Below are 13,937 nucleotides of genomic sequence, written 5' to 3' on the forward strand. Positions count from 1 at the left end.
CGTTCCACAGAAACGATTCTTCGTGCCTGGCCTGGTCAGACAGAAGTGAAGAGTCCGCGTCCGAGCCAGTCCGAGCTGTCCTGCACTCCGGGCAGCGCGAAGAAGTAGCCGCCGCCGGTGGGCGAGATGTAGTCGACCAGCGGCTCGTCGATCAGACGGGTCTGGGTGGCCTCGAACTGGCGGACCACGTCCTGCTGGTAGCAGCAGAAGGCCAGGCCCATGTCGAGGTTGCCGACGCTGTCGATGCCCCGGTCGTAGTTGAAGCCGCGGCGCAGGATCCGCGATTCCTCGCTCTGGTCGGTGCGCGGGTTGGCGAGCCGGATGTGGGCGGTCATCGGGATGACCGTGCCCTTGGGGTCCTTGGCGTAGTCCGGCGTGTCGGTCTCCTTGGCACCGTCCAGCGGAGCGCCGGTGTCCTTGCGGCGGCCGAACATCTTCTCCTGCTCGGCGAGCGAGACCCGGTCCCAGAACTCGACCAGCATCCGGATGATCCTGATGACCTGGTAGCTGCCGCCGACCGCCCAGGCGGGTTCGCCCATGCCGTCGGTGACCCAGACCAGCTTGTCCATCGCCCGGGAGGAGGTGGTGTCCGGGTTGGCGATGCCGTCCTTGAAACCGAGCAGGTTGCGCTGGGCACCGTCGGGTCGGCCGGGGCTCTGGAACCCGTCGATCCGCCACTTGATCTGCATCGCACCCCGGGTGTGCCGGGCGATGTCGCGCAGTGCGTGCAGCACGGTGTCCTGGCTGTCCGCGCAGATCTGCAGCGAGAGGTCCCCGTGCAGCTCGGCGGCCTGAAGGTTGTCGTTGGGGAAGGTCTTCATCGGGTTCAGCTTGACGGGCTTGGCCTTGGCCAGACCGAAGCGGCCGTCGAAGAGCGAGGCGCCGACGCCGACGGTGACGGTCAGGTTGTCGGTCGGCAGCACCGGGCCGAGGATCCCGCTGTCCGAGGGCGGCGCGCCGACGCCGAGGTTCGACGGGGTGCCGCCTGCGGTGAGGAGGCGGATCCGGTCGGTCAGGGTGTGGAACAGGTCCTCCAGCGCCTTGCGGTCCTGGGCGACGACGTCGCAGGAGACGAAGATCGCGTAACCGGGGGCGGGGGTGGTGATGCCGGCCTGGTGGGACCCGTGGAAGGAGACGGTCCCGGTCTTGCCCCGGTTCTGGCTGTCGGCGGTGGCCGGGGCGGCGCCGAGGGCGAGCGCACCCCCGGCGACCGCGGCTGCCCCGGCGCCCGCGCCGAGCGCGGCCTTGACGAAGCTGCGGCGGTCCGAGCCGCCCCCGAAGCCGAAGGGGCAGGAGCCGGTGGCGGAGGTCTGGTCGGGCATCAGGCGGCCTTCCGGATTTCGAGCAGGGTGGGGACGTTGGCGAGATCTTCGAGCAGCTGCCCTGCGGCACCGTTGAGCTGACGCCGGGCGGTGGAGTCGAGCTGTTCCACCGGGGTCCAGCTGCCGTCCGGGCGGTGTGCGGCGGTGAGCAGCCCGTTGATTCGGATCATGCCGGCGTTGACCTTGGCCAGCTGCTCGGGTGCGCGCGACTGGAGGAGCGGCTGAAGGACGGTCAGCAGTTCCTGGGTGCCCGCCACATTGGCCTGGGCGGTCGCCAGGCTGGTGCCACTGCCCTGGTCGGTGTCGCCGGTGAGCTCGAACTGGAGGGCGTTCTCCAGGATCTCGTGGGTGCGCAGGGGAAGGTCGGTCGGGTCGAAGTCCTGGGTGGGGAAGGCCTTGCCGAGACCGTCCACATCGGTGACCAGCTGGTCGACGAGGGGGGTCAGGTCGGCGGCGCCCTGGTTGTGCCAGAGGCCGTACTCCAGGCGGAGGAAGCCGGAGAAGTCCTTGTCCTGCGCCTTGTCGGCCAGTCCGTCGGGGCGGCCGTCGATCTTCTTGTCGAAGTCCGCGAAGGTGCCGTAGGCGGCGCCCAGCGAGGCGTACTGGGTGTGCGCGGTGAGCCAGTCGGCGCGGGCGGCGTCCAGGTTGCCCGCGTGGATGTCCGACTGGAGCTGCTGGGTCTGCGTCAGCAGGGTGGCCAGGCCCTTGGTGACGTACGCCTTGTACTGCGTCAGCGGACCGGCGAGGTCGTCCTCGGAGACCGGGACGACGGCCTTGACGTCGGAGCCCCCGGTGACGTGCACGGCGGCCGAGGTGACGGCCTGTCCGCCGGTCGGGACGCAGCGCCAGGCGTAGTCGCCGGAGCCGATGGTGGCGGTCAGCGCGCGGGTGGTACCGGGGGCCAGGCCCTCGATCTCGCCGTAGACGGCGCCGTTGGCCGGGTCGACCAGGTAGACCTCGGAGGTCTTGGTGCCGGTGTTGTGCATCTGGAAGACCTGCTGGCCGGGCTGCGGGGTGGTGAAGCCCTTGCCGCAGTCCTCCTCGGAGACGGCGACGGTCGCGCTGTCGGCGGGCTTGCCGCCGCTGACGGCGATCACCGCGCCGGCGACCACGGCGGGGACGGCGACCAGTGCGGCCGGGAGCAGCCAGCGCGGCCGGCCGGTCCTGGCGGGAGCCTCTTCGGCAGCGGCGGCCGGGGTCTGTCCGGTGACCGGCCCGGCAGCGGGCTCGGGCTCGGCAGCCTTGGGCTCGGCCGGCTTGGGCTCGGCGGTCGCCCGGACGCCCTGGACGAAGAGCGTCATCACGATCGCCAGATAGGCGACGTAGGCCAGCACCTGGAGCACGGTCATGGTGACGGTCAGGTTGAACACGCCCTGCACCAGGGTGGCGTACCAGGAGCTGGCGTCGAGGTGCTTGCTGAGGTCGAAGGCGTACGAGGTGCCGCCGGGCAGCACGCCCGACTCCTGAAGGTCGCGCAGGCCGTAGCTGAGGACGCCGGCCGCGATGACTATCAGTACGGCGCCGGTCCAGGTGAAGAACTTGGTGAGGTTGATCTTCAGCACCCGGCGGTACAGCGCCCAGCACAGGCCGGTGGCGAGCAGCAGGCCGACGGCCGCGCCGGCCAGCGGACCGGTCGACTCCTGGGCGGTCTGGATGGTGCTCCACAGGAAGAGCGAGGTCTCCAGGCCCTCCCGGCCGACGGCCAGGAAGCTGGTGAGGACCAGTGTCCCGGCGCCCATGGCGAGTGCGGCGGTGACCTTCTCGCGGATCTCGGAGGAGAGGTTGCGCGCGGACTTGCGCATCCAGAAGACCATCGCGGTGACGAAGCCGACGGCGATCAGGCTGAGCGTGCCGCCGAAGGCCTCCTGGGTGGAGCCGGAGAGCTTGGCGGCGGTGAAGGTGAGCACCGAGCCGAAGCTGAGCGCGAGCGCCACGGCGGCCGCCACACCGGTCCAGACCTGGGGCAGCCGGGCCTTCTGGTCGGAGCGCACCAGGGTGGCGACCAGGATGGAAACGATCAGCCCGGCTTCCAGGCCCTCACGCAGGCCTATCAGAAAGCTGGGAAACGCGTCGTCCCACATGTCGAGGGCTCTCCTCCCCGGGGCCAGCCCGGCCGTGCCTGTTTTTCAGAAGCGACGCCCCGGACAGGAACTGTCCAGGGCGCGGCCACTTAGCTTAGGCGTGCCTTAGTAATGGGGGAGTCAAGCCGACAGATCGGAATGGCAAAACCTGAGACGGGGCGTGCTCCCGCCCCGGGATGGACGGAGCCTCAGGAGACGGGGCGTGAGTCGGCCCACACCCCTTCGAACTCCTCGCGGTAGATCTCCAGCAGCCCGGCCTCCTGCCCGCCCGGGGCCTGCCCGGCGCCGCCGCGCAGCACCAGTGCCGGCGACTCGATGCCCCGGGAGCGCCGCAGATAGGGCTGGACCACCCCGAGACCCTCCGAGCGCCGCCGCCCACCGGCCGAGGCCACCGACCGGGGGCCCTCCACCAGGTACGCGGTGAACCGGGGAGTCTCGTCGAACACTCGGATCTCGAAGCCGCCCTGGTCGCGCAGCCGGGCCCGGACCCGGCGCACATGCATGATGTTCATCTCGATCGAGCGGGCCAACTCGCCTCGCCCGAGCCCGAGTTCACGCTCGCGTCGGCGCACCGCACTGCTGGCCGGGTTGAGGAAGAGCAGCCGCACCCGGCAGCCCTCGGCCGCGAGCCGGATCAGCCGCTTGCCGGTGTAGTTCTGGCAGAGCATCCCGAGCCCGATGCCGACGGCGTCCAGCCGCCGGGCGCCCTCCAGCAGGTCCTCGACCGGCAGGTCGCGCTGGAGCCTGACGCGGTCGGCGTGCACCGCGACCACGTCGGCGTAGCGCCCGGCGATCAGCTGCTCGACCACATCGGCAGGCACCCCGCCCGTGCCGCCGTCCAGCAGTGCCAGCAGCCGGGCGGCGGCCCGCTCGGTCTGGGCCAGCACGGTCTGCGAGAGACTGCGGTTGCGCGAGACGACGTGCCGGGCGACCTCCAGCTCGTCCAGCGCCATCTCGACCTCGCGGCGGTCGAGCACGTACGGCTCGAAGCACGGCCAGTGCTGCACCATCAGCTCGCGCAGCTGGGGGAGCGTCAGGAAGACCAGCGGGTCGTCGTCGGCCGGGTCCAGCAGGTAGCCCTTGCGGCGGCTGACCTCACGGACGGCACCGGCCCGGTAGACCCACTCCTCGCCGGCCGGTCCGGCGGCGGCGGTGACCCAGTCCTCGCCGTGGGCGGGCGCGTACACGGGGCGCAGCACCTCGCCGACCAGGGCGCGCAGCCGCTGCTCGACCAGGTTGAGCCAGACGTACGCGCGGCCGGCGAGGCGGACGCGCTGGTGGGCCAGCTCCCACTGGTCGCCGGACCAGGCCAGGGGCTGGCCGTCGGGCGGGCCCGACTGGGTGGGGATGGCGATCCGGCCGGGCGGGGACGAGTGCATGACCACCGTCGGCGCCTCGCTCCGCCCGGGGCCCTCGGGACCGCCCCGGCCGTCTGCGGGGACCACCATGCGCTACCTCACCTCTCGGTCCGGACCCACCTGGAACGACGGACCATCTGCTGACACAGTCTCAACCCTGGCGGTCCTGGCAGGGCCTGTCTCCGCATGGGGCCCGGAGCGCACCGGACGATCAAGGGTACTGCCCGGGCCGCACGGGACGCAGCCCGTTGACCGGACAACGATCCTTCCGGGAAGCGGCGGTGACATGCCGCGGGCGGCTCGAAATCGACCGATGGACACCCGTTCGGGCGAACAACGGACGAATGAGCACGGTTGGGGGGCGGCCATTGGAGAGGATGCCCCGTGTGCCGTACATCACGGTGCGCTCGGGTCGTACATGGCGGGGCGTCCTGCCGGGCAAGGCCCGATCGGGCACCAGTTCTCGTCATCACAAGGTGAGTTGAGGCATATGCAGGTCTGGCCAGGGCAGCCGTACCCGCTCGGCGCCACGTACGACGGGGCCGGCACCAACTTCGCGGTGTTCTCCGAGAGCGCCGACCGGATCGAACTCTGCCTGCTCGGCGAGGACGGCTCGGAGACCGCCGTCGAGCTGCGCGAGACGGACGCCTTCGTCCGGCACGCCTACCTCCCGGGCGTCGAGCCCGGCCAGCGCTACGGCTTCCGGGTCCACGGCCCGCACAACCCGGGGCTCGGCCAGCGGCACAACAGCGCCAAACTGCTGCTGGACCCGTACGCCAAAGCGATGAGCGGCCATATCGACTGGGACGAGTCGGTCTACGGCTACCACTTCGGCGCCCCCGAGCGCCGCAACGACCTGGACTCCGCCCCGCACACCATGCACTCGGTGGTGATCAACCCGTACTTCGACTGGGGCACCGACCGGCCGCCGCGCACCGACTACCACCGCACGGTGCTCTACGAGGCCCATGTGAAGGGGCTGACCAGGCTCCACCCGGGCATCCCCGAGGAGATCCGGGGCACCTACGCGGGGCTGGCCCACCCGGCGGTGATCGAGCACCTGGCCAAACTGGGGGTGACGGCGATCGAGCTGATGCCGGTGCACCAGTTCGTCCGCGACCACCGGCTCCGGGACCTGGGGCTGTCCAACTACTGGGGCTACAACACCATCGGCTACTTCGCCCCGCACTCCTCCTACTCCTCCGGCGGCGACCGGGGCCAGCAGGTCCAGGAGTTCAAGTCGATGGTCAAGGCCCTGCACGCGGCCGGGATCGAGGTGATCCTGGACGTCGTCTACAACCACACCGCCGAGGGCAGTCACCTGGGCCCCACCCTCTCCTTCCGTGGCCTGGACAACGCCTCCTACTACCGCCTCGCCAAGGACCGCCGCTTCTACGAGGACACCACGGGCACCGGCAACAGCCTGCTGATGCGCAGCCCGCACGTCCTTCAGATGATCATGGACTCGCTGCGCTACTGGGTCACCGAGATGCATGTGGACGGCTTCCGCTTCGACCTGGCAGCCACCCTGGCACGGCAGTTCCACGAGGTGGACCGGCTGTCCTCCTTCTTCGACCTCGTCCAGCAGGACCCGGTCGTCTCCCAGGCCAAGCTGATCGCCGAGCCCTGGGACCTCGGCGAGGGCGGCTACCAGGTCGGCAACTTCCCACCGCTGTGGACGGAGTGGAACGGCATGTACCGTGACACCGTCCGCGACCTGTGGCGCGGCGAGACGGCCACACTGGCCGAGTTCGCCTCCCGGCTGACCGGATCCTCCGACCTCTACCAGGACGACGGCCGCCGCCCCATCGCCTCCATCAACTTCGTCACCTGCCACGACGGTTTCACCCTGCGCGACCTCGTCTCCTACAACGAGAAGCACAACGAGGCCAACCACGAGGAGAACCGGGACGGCGAATCCTTCAACCGCTCCTGGAACTGCGGAACGGAGGGCGAGACGGACAACCGGGCCGTCCTCGATCTGAGAGAACGCCAGAAGCGCAACTTCATCGCCACCCTGATGCTCTCCCAGGGCGTCCCGCTGCTGGCCCACGGCGACGAACTCGGCCGCACCCAGGGCGGCAACAACAACGCGTACTGCCAGGACAACGAACTCACCTGGGTGCACTGGCCCGAGGACGGCGACGGGCCCGGGGCGCGGCTGCTGGAGTTCACCCAGGGCATGATCTGGCTGCGGCGCGACCACCCGGTCTTCCGGCGCCGCCGTTTCTTCCACGGCCGGCCGGTCTCGGGCACGCACGACGACCTCACCGACATCGCCTGGTTCACCCCCGCCGGGGAGGAGATGACCGGACGGGACTGGTCCACCAGCCACGTCAAGTCACTGACGGTCTTCCTGAACGGCTACGCCATCTCCGAGCCGGACCGGCGCGGCGGCAAGATCGTCGACGACTCCTTCCTGCTGATGTTCAACGCCCACTTCGAACCACTGGAGTTCACCGTGCCCGCCGACCACGGCGAAGCCTGGCAGGTCGTGGTGGACACCACGCTGCCCGTCCTGCCCGCGCCGGGGTCGGGCCCCCGGGTCAAGGCGGGCGACAGCGTCTGGCTCACCGACCGGGCCCTGCTGGTCCTGCAACGGCCCGCGTGAACGCCGTTCGGGGCCCGCTGGCCCATTCGTACCAAGGCGGCCTTAGCGGCCCCGGAGCCCGGGTAGGCATCACCCCATGACATCCGCCGCCGCACCCCGTCCGACGGCCAGTTACCGGCTCCAGCTCCAGCCGGGATTCACCCTGCACGACGCCGAACGCGCGGTGGCCTACCTCGCCGCGCTCGGCGTCTCCCATCTGCACCTCTCGCCGCTGCTCGAAGCCGTCCCCGGCTCCACCCACGGGTACGACACCGTCGATCACGGCCGCGTCAGCGAGCAGCTCGGCGGCGAGCGCGCACTGCGCTCGCTGGCCGCCGAGGCGCACCGGCACCGGCTGCGCCTGATCGCCGACGTGGTGCCCAACCACATGGCCCTGCCGGTTCCCGAGCAGCTCAACCAGCCGCTCTGGCAGGTACTGCGGGACGGCCCCGAATCCCCCTACGCGCACTGGTTCGACATCGACTGGACGGCGCAGTCGGGGCCCGCCGACGCCCCCGAGCGCGGCCGCCTGCTGCTGCCGCTGCTGGGCGAGAGGCTGGGCGCCGTACTGGACCGGTTCGTGATCGACGAGGACGTACTGCGCTACCACGAGCACGTACTGCCGCTGCGGCCCGGTACCGCGCACCTGCCGCTGCCGCAACTGCTGGAGCGCCAGTGGTACCGGCTGGCCTGGTGGCGGCTGGCCAGCAGCGAGCTGAACTACCGGCGGTTCTTCACCGTCAACGAGCTGATCGCCGTCCGGGTCGAGGTACCCGAGGTCTTCGAGGCCACCCACCGCACCCTGCTGCGGCTGCACGCCGAAGGCGTCCTGGACGGCTTCCGGATCGACCACCCCGACGGACTGGCCGACCCGCGCGGCTACCTCACCCGGCTCTCGGAGGCCACCGGCGGCGCCTACACCGTGGTGGAGAAGATCCTCACCGGCCGGGAGCAGCTGCCCGCCGACTGGCCGTGCGCGGGCACCACCGGCTACGACGCGCTGCGCCGGATCGACGGCGTCCTCACCGACCACGCGGGCGCCATGCGCCTGATCGCCGCCTACCGCCGGGACGTCGACAGCCCGCCGGAAGCAGCCGTCGCCGCGCAGGGGCGCTTCGAACTCACCGCTCCCGACGGGGAACTGGCCACCGAACTGGACCGGCTGGTCCGACTCGTCCAGCGGATCTGCGCCGCCGAACCGCCCCTGGCCGACCACGCGCCGCGGACGATCCGGGAGGCGCTGCGCCGGCTGCTGACGGCCTATCCGGTCTACCGGCCCTACGTGCGGCCGGGCGAGAGCGCCCCCGCGCAGGCCGTTGCGGAGGTCGAGGCGGCACTGCCCGACAACTGGTCGGGGCTTGCGGGTCCGGCCGCGCTGCCCGGGGCCGCTCCGACCGCCGCGCTGATCCGCGACCTCGCACTGGGGCGGCTGGGGCGCAGCGCGGCGAAGGACGAGTTCTGCACCCGCCTCGCCCAGACCGCCTCCGCCGTGGCCGCCAAGGGAGTGGAGGACACCGCCTTCTACCGCTGGAACGCACTGCTCAGCCTGAACGAGGTCGGCGGCGAGCCCGGTCTCCCCGGCGTCACACCCGTCGAATTCCACCGCTGGTGCAGGCAGTTGGAGCAGGACTGGCCGTACTCCATGACGGTGCTGTCCACCCATGACACCAAGCGCAGCGCCGACGCCCGCGCGCGGCTGGCGGTGCTGGCCGAGCTGCCCGAGCACTGGGTGGACGAGTGTGTCGCCTGGACGGAGGCGGGCGGCCCCTGTCCGGACCGCAGTACCGCCTGGCTGCTCTGGCAGACCCTGGTCGCCGCCTGGCCGCTGTCCGCCGACCGCCTGGTGGCGGTGCTGCTGAAGTCGGCCCGCGAGGCCAAGGTGCGCACCTCCTGGACAGCCCCCGACGCACGGTTCGAGCAGGCGCTGAGCGACTATGCTCGCGGCGCCCTCGCCAACCCGGGCCTGTGCCCGAGGATCGCCGGTTTCGTCGAGCTGATCTCGCCGTACGCGCGCAGCAACACCCTGGCGGCGGCACTGCTGCACCTGACCATGCCGGGTGTGCCCGATGTGTACCAGGGCAGCGAGGAGCCGCTGTACACCCTGGTCGACCCGGACAACCGGGCGCCGGTGGACCTCTCCGCGCTGGCGGTGCGCCTGACCGACTCACCGACCGACCGGCCTCGCGATCTCGCCCGGGAGAAGCTGCATCTGACCACCACGGCACTGCACCTGCGGCGCAGCCGTCCGCTCGGCCCGTACCGCCCGCTCGCCGCCGAGGGCCAGGCCGCCGTCCATCTGCTGGCCTTCGAGCGCGGGCCCGAGGTGGTCACCGCCGTGACCCGGCTGCCGTACGGGCTCCAGCGGCACGGGGGCTGGCGCGACACCGTGCTGGAGCTGCCCGAAGGGCGGTGGACGGACGAGCTGACGCAGCACCGCATCACGGGCGGTGCGGTGCCGGTGGCCGAGCTGTTCGAGCACCATCCGGTCGCGCTGCTCACCCGATTCTGAGCAGCCGTGTCCGAGCTCTGAAAGGAGCGGTATCGGATGAGCACGTACCGAGTCTGGGCACCCGAGGCCACCCTGGTGGAGGTCGAGATCGACGATGTCCCGTACCCGATGGAGCGCGTCGCCGAGCGGCTCGGCTGGTGGCAGGCCGAGGCGCCGTTCGGCGACTACGGCTTCCGGCTGGACGGCGGTCCCGTGCTGCCCGACCCCCGTTCGCCGCGCCAGCCGTACGGGCCCGACGGACCGAGCCGTCCGGTGGACCATGCCGCCTTCCGCTGGTCGGACGTCCCCTGGTACGGGCGGGCACTGCCCGGCTGCGTGGTGTACGAGCTGAATGTGGGCACCTTCACCCCCTCGGGGACGTTCGAGGCGGCCGCCGAACGGCTCGACCACCTGGTCGAACTCGGGGTGGACTTCGTGGAGTTGATGCCCGTCTGCCCGTTCCCCGGCCGGCACGGCTGGGGGTACGACGGGGTGTCGCCGTGGGCGGTGCACGAACCCTACGGCGGCCCTGACGGGTTGAAGCGCTTCGTGGACACCGCCCACCGCAAGGGGCTGGGCGTCATCCTGGACGTGGTGCACAACCACCTCGGCCCGTCGGGCAACTACCTGCCCGCCTTCGGCCCGTACTTCACCGAGCGGCACCACACCCCGTGGGGGGCGGCGGTCAATCTGGACGCCCCGGGTTCGGACGAGGTACGGGACTACCTGATCGGCAGCGCACTCGCCTGGCTGCGGGACTACCGGATCGACGGCCTGCGGCTGGACGCGGTGCACGCGCTGATCGACGGACGGGCGCTGCACTTCCTGGAGGAACTGTCCGGTGCGGTGGGGGACTTGGCCGAGGCCACCGGGCGGCCGCTGTTCCTGGTCGCCGAGTCCGACCTGAACGACCCGCGCATCACCGACCCGCGCCAGTCCGGCGGCTTCGGCCTGGCCGCGCAGTGGAGCGACGACTTCCACCACGCGCTGCACGCCCTGCTCACCGGCGAGAGCCAGGGCTACTACGCCGACTTCGCCCGGCGCCCGGCCGCCGCTCTCGCCAAGACCCTGACCGGCGGCTACTTCCACGACGGCAGCTGGTCGTCCTTCCGTGGCCGCAGCCACGGCCGCCCCTTCCCGAAGGCCTACGGGCACCGGCTCCTCGGATATCTGCAGACCCACGACCAGGTCGGCAACCGGGCCACCGGGGACCGGATCTCCGCCGCCCTCTCCCCCGGGCGGCTCGCCTGCGGGGCGGCGCTGGTGCTGACCTCACCGTTCACGCCGATGCTCTTCATGGGCGAGGAGTGGGGCGCGTCCACACCCTGGCAGTACTTCACCAGCCACACCGATCCGGCACTCGCCGAGGCCGTCCGGCAGGGCAGGCAACGGGAGTTCACCGATTTCGGCTGGGCGGCGGAGAACGACGCCGGCTCGGAGGCCCCGGAGGCGAGGGGGCCAGAAAGAGTCGTACCCGATCCGCAGGCGCCTGCCACGGTGCTCGGCTCCACCCTGGACTGGACCGAGCCCGGCCGTACCCCGCACCTCGAACTGCTGGACTGGTACCGGCGGTTGATCCGGCTGCGGCGAACGCACCCCGAGCTGACCGACCCTGACCTTTCGGCCGTCCGGGTCGCGTACGACGAGGAGGAGGGCTGGCTGGTGGTGAGCCGGGGGCCGTACCGGGTGGTGGTCAACCTCGGTGGGGTCAGCCCGCGTTCGGTGCCGCTGGACCTCCCGTACGCGGGGACGCTCGCGCTGTTCGGCGACTGCTGGCCCGGGAGCGCGGAGAACTCGCTCTTCCTGGCGCCCGACTCGGTGGCGGTGGTACGGGTCGGCTGACAGCACCCGTCACCGGAGGAAGGCGGCGATGCGCTCACGCAGCGCTGCGGCGTCCAGGCCGTAGGCGGTCAGGTGCTCGTCGACGGAGCCGTAGTGGCGGTGCTCTTCCCGGGGGACGCCCAGGCCGAGGACGCGGTGCGGCCGGTCGGCCAGCGCCTCGTTCACCTGTCCTGCCGACGTACCCGCCAGGTAGGGCTCGACCAGGACCACGTCGGCCCGCTCACCGAGGGCGGCCCGCAGTCCGGCCGCGTCGAAGGGACGGACGGTGGCGGCGTAGAGCACGGTGACGTCCAGGCCCTCGGTGGCGGCGAGCACCGCGTCCAGCATCGGCCCGACGGCCAGCACCACACCGTTCCTGCCCCGGCGGACCGGCAGGAACCTCCCCGGCTCGACGGGCCGAGCCGTGGCGTTGCGGTGGTTGGAGAGCCGGACGTAGACCGGGTTGTCGCCGTCCGCCGCCGCGTGCCGCAGCAGGGTCTCGGCCTCGTCCGGGTGTCCCGGGACATGGACCGTCCACCCGGGCAGGGTGTCGAGCAGTGCGACATCGCCGGGTGCCATATGGGTACGTCCACCGGCCGGCCAGTCGTACGAGCCCGCCGCGCTCACCAGGACCGCGCCGACGCCCTGGTGGCCGAGGTCCAGTTTGACCTGCTCGAAGGGGCGCTCGACCAGGAAGCTGGCGAAGGTGTGGGCGATCGGGCGCATCCCGGCCAGCGCCATGCCGCCGGCGGCACCGATCAGCAGCTGCTCGCGGATACCCACGTTCACCACCCGGTCCGGGTGGCGGCGGGCGGCCGGGGCGAAGGGGTCAGCGCTGATGTCGGCCAGCAGCAGGGCGAGGCGGGGATCGTGGTCGAGCAGGTCGGTGGTGACGTCGACGAAGCGCTCGCGCATGGTTTCCATCGGTGGGATCTCTCTAACGGAAGGGGTTCAGGAGTGCTTGGGCTCGACACGGGCGACCACCGCGTGCGGGCGGCCCGGGTGCGGTGCGGTGTACGCCTCGTACAGCGCCCGGTGGTCACGCCCGTCGACGGTGACGGCGGACCAGCCCTCGGCCTCGAAACGGGAGGCGATCCCGCCGCGCCAACCGTGGGTGGCCGAGGAGTTGTCGATGGCGACGACGTGCAGGCGGTCGAGACCGTACGAGCCCGCGAAGGCGACGGCCTCGTGGTTGCTGCCCTCGTCGAACTCGGCGTCCCCGATCAGCACCCAGACCGCCGGATCGGTCAGCCCCTGGGCGCGCAGGCCCAGCGCGCTGCCGACCGCCAGCGGCAGGCCGTGGCCGAGCGAGCCGGAGGAGATCTCCGCGCCCGGGACGAGCAGCCGGTCCGGGTGGTGACCGAGCGGGGAGTCGTAGGAGCCGAAGCTGGCGAGGATGTCCGGGTCCAGGAAGCCCTTCGCGGCCAGCACCGCGTAGTAGGCCATCGGGCCGTGACCCTTGGAGAGCAGGAAACGGTCCCGGTCCTGGCGCCCGACGGTCTCCGGGGCGAGGCGGAGCACCCGGTCGTAGAGCACCCAGAGGGCGTCCAGGGTAGAGGTCGCGGCGGGCCCGTGCTTCTCGTCGCCGGTCATCCTGGCCATCAGGGCCGGGAGATCGCCGAAGCCGTACGGGAGCGGCTCGGCGGACCGCCCCTCGGTGTCCTGCGGTCCGGCACGGTGGGCGCCGGAGCGCCGTGAAACGGTATCTGCGGTGGTCATGGGAAGAGCGTGCAAGTTGAAGTCGACTTCAAGTCAAGCGCGATAGCCTTCCGCCCCATGGGACTCTCCAGGAACGATCTCCTGACCATCGGCCAACTCGCCGAACGGAGCGGTCTGGCCACCTCCGCACTGCGCTACTACGAGAAGCTCGGGCTGATCCATGCCGAGCGGACCTCCGGCAACCAGCGCCGCTACGCCCGCGCCACGCTGCGCCGGGTCGCCTTCGTCCGGGCCGCCCAGCGGGTCGGGCTCTCACTGGAGGAGGCCCGCACCGCGCTCGACCGACTGCCCGAGGACCGCGCACCCAGCACCGCCGAGTGGAGCGGAGTCGCCCAGTCCTGGCAGTCCAGGATCGACCGGCAGATCGACGAACTGGAGCGACTGAAGGTCAAGTTGACCGGCTGCATCGGCTGCGGCTGCCTCTCGCTCTCGCGCTGCGCCCTCTACAACGCCGAGGACCGCGCCGCCGCCGCCGGACCCGGCGCCCGCTATCTGCTCACCCGCGACCCGTCCAGCGGCCCCGAACCGCACCCGTCCACCGGATGAGGCATCTATGCT

General features: G+C 71.4%; 9 protein-coding genes. 4 read left to right on the plus strand and 5 right to left on the minus strand.

Annotation, left to right across the window (positions count from 1 at the left end):
• Nucleotides 1–35: 35 nt before the first annotated feature.
• From efeB to P3T39_RS20245, 3 genes are all read right to left on the minus strand, one after another.
• Nucleotides 36–1,322: an iron uptake transporter deferrochelatase/peroxidase subunit gene (gene efeB, locus P3T39_RS20235; RefSeq protein ID WP_280699738.1), complete on the minus strand. Its 1,287-nt coding sequence runs from the start codon at nucleotides 1,320–1,322 to the stop codon at nucleotides 36–38.
• Nucleotides 1,322–3,403: an iron uptake transporter permease EfeU gene (gene efeU, locus P3T39_RS20240; protein ID WP_280699740.1), complete on the minus strand. Its 2,082-nt coding sequence runs from the start codon at nucleotides 3,401–3,403 to the stop codon at nucleotides 1,322–1,324. The genes efeB and efeU overlap by 1 nt, the downstream gene beginning before the upstream one ends.
• Nucleotides 3,404–3,591: 188 nt before the next feature.
• Entirely contained in the window at nucleotides 3,592–4,851 is a 1,260-nt protein-coding gene (locus tag P3T39_RS20245; RefSeq protein ID WP_280699742.1) for an SAV2148 family HEPN domain-containing protein, read from the minus strand.
• A 400-nt stretch (nucleotides 4,852–5,251) separates the two neighbouring features.
• On the opposite strand from P3T39_RS20245, the gene glgX reads away from it, so the two are divergent.
• The 3 genes from glgX (at nucleotide 5,252) to treZ (ending at nucleotide 11,681) form a co-directional block, all read left to right on the plus strand.
• Entirely contained in the window at nucleotides 5,252–7,372 is a 2,121-nt protein-coding gene (gene glgX / locus P3T39_RS20250; RefSeq protein WP_280699744.1) for a glycogen debranching protein GlgX, read from the plus strand.
• Nucleotides 7,373–7,448: 76 nt separating this feature from the next.
• Entirely contained in the window at nucleotides 7,449–9,860 is a 2,412-nt protein-coding gene (gene treY, locus P3T39_RS20255; protein ID WP_280699746.1) for a malto-oligosyltrehalose synthase, read from the plus strand.
• 36 nt (nucleotides 9,861–9,896) lie between these two features.
• A complete protein-coding gene (treZ, locus tag P3T39_RS20260) occupies nucleotides 9,897–11,681 on the plus strand; it encodes a malto-oligosyltrehalose trehalohydrolase (protein ID WP_280699748.1) in 1,785 nt (594 codons plus the stop codon).
• 9 nt (nucleotides 11,682–11,690) lie between these two features.
• On the opposite strand, the gene P3T39_RS20265 is transcribed toward treZ, so the two are convergent.
• Both P3T39_RS20265 and P3T39_RS20270 read right to left on the minus strand, forming a co-directional pair.
• Nucleotides 11,691–12,584 (minus strand): transketolase C-terminal domain-containing protein, encoded by an 894-nt coding sequence (locus P3T39_RS20265; RefSeq protein WP_280699750.1) that lies wholly within the window; start codon nucleotides 12,582–12,584, stop codon nucleotides 11,691–11,693.
• Between the two features lie 27 nt (nucleotides 12,585–12,611).
• Nucleotides 12,612–13,262, minus strand: coding sequence for a transketolase (locus P3T39_RS20270; RefSeq protein ID WP_280700005.1), 651 nt, complete (start codon nucleotides 13,260–13,262; stop codon nucleotides 12,612–12,614).
• Between the two features lie 174 nt (nucleotides 13,263–13,436).
• On the opposite strand from P3T39_RS20270, the gene soxR reads away from it, so the two are divergent.
• Nucleotides 13,437–13,925 (plus strand): redox-sensitive transcriptional activator SoxR, encoded by a 489-nt coding sequence (gene soxR, locus P3T39_RS20275; RefSeq protein ID WP_280699751.1) that lies wholly within the window; start codon nucleotides 13,437–13,439, stop codon nucleotides 13,923–13,925.
• Nucleotides 13,926–13,937 lie beyond the last annotated feature (12 nt).

It is taken from the genome of Kitasatospora sp. GP82 (assembly GCF_029892105.1).
GTDB lineage: Bacteria > Actinomycetota > Actinomycetes > Streptomycetales > Streptomycetaceae > Kitasatospora.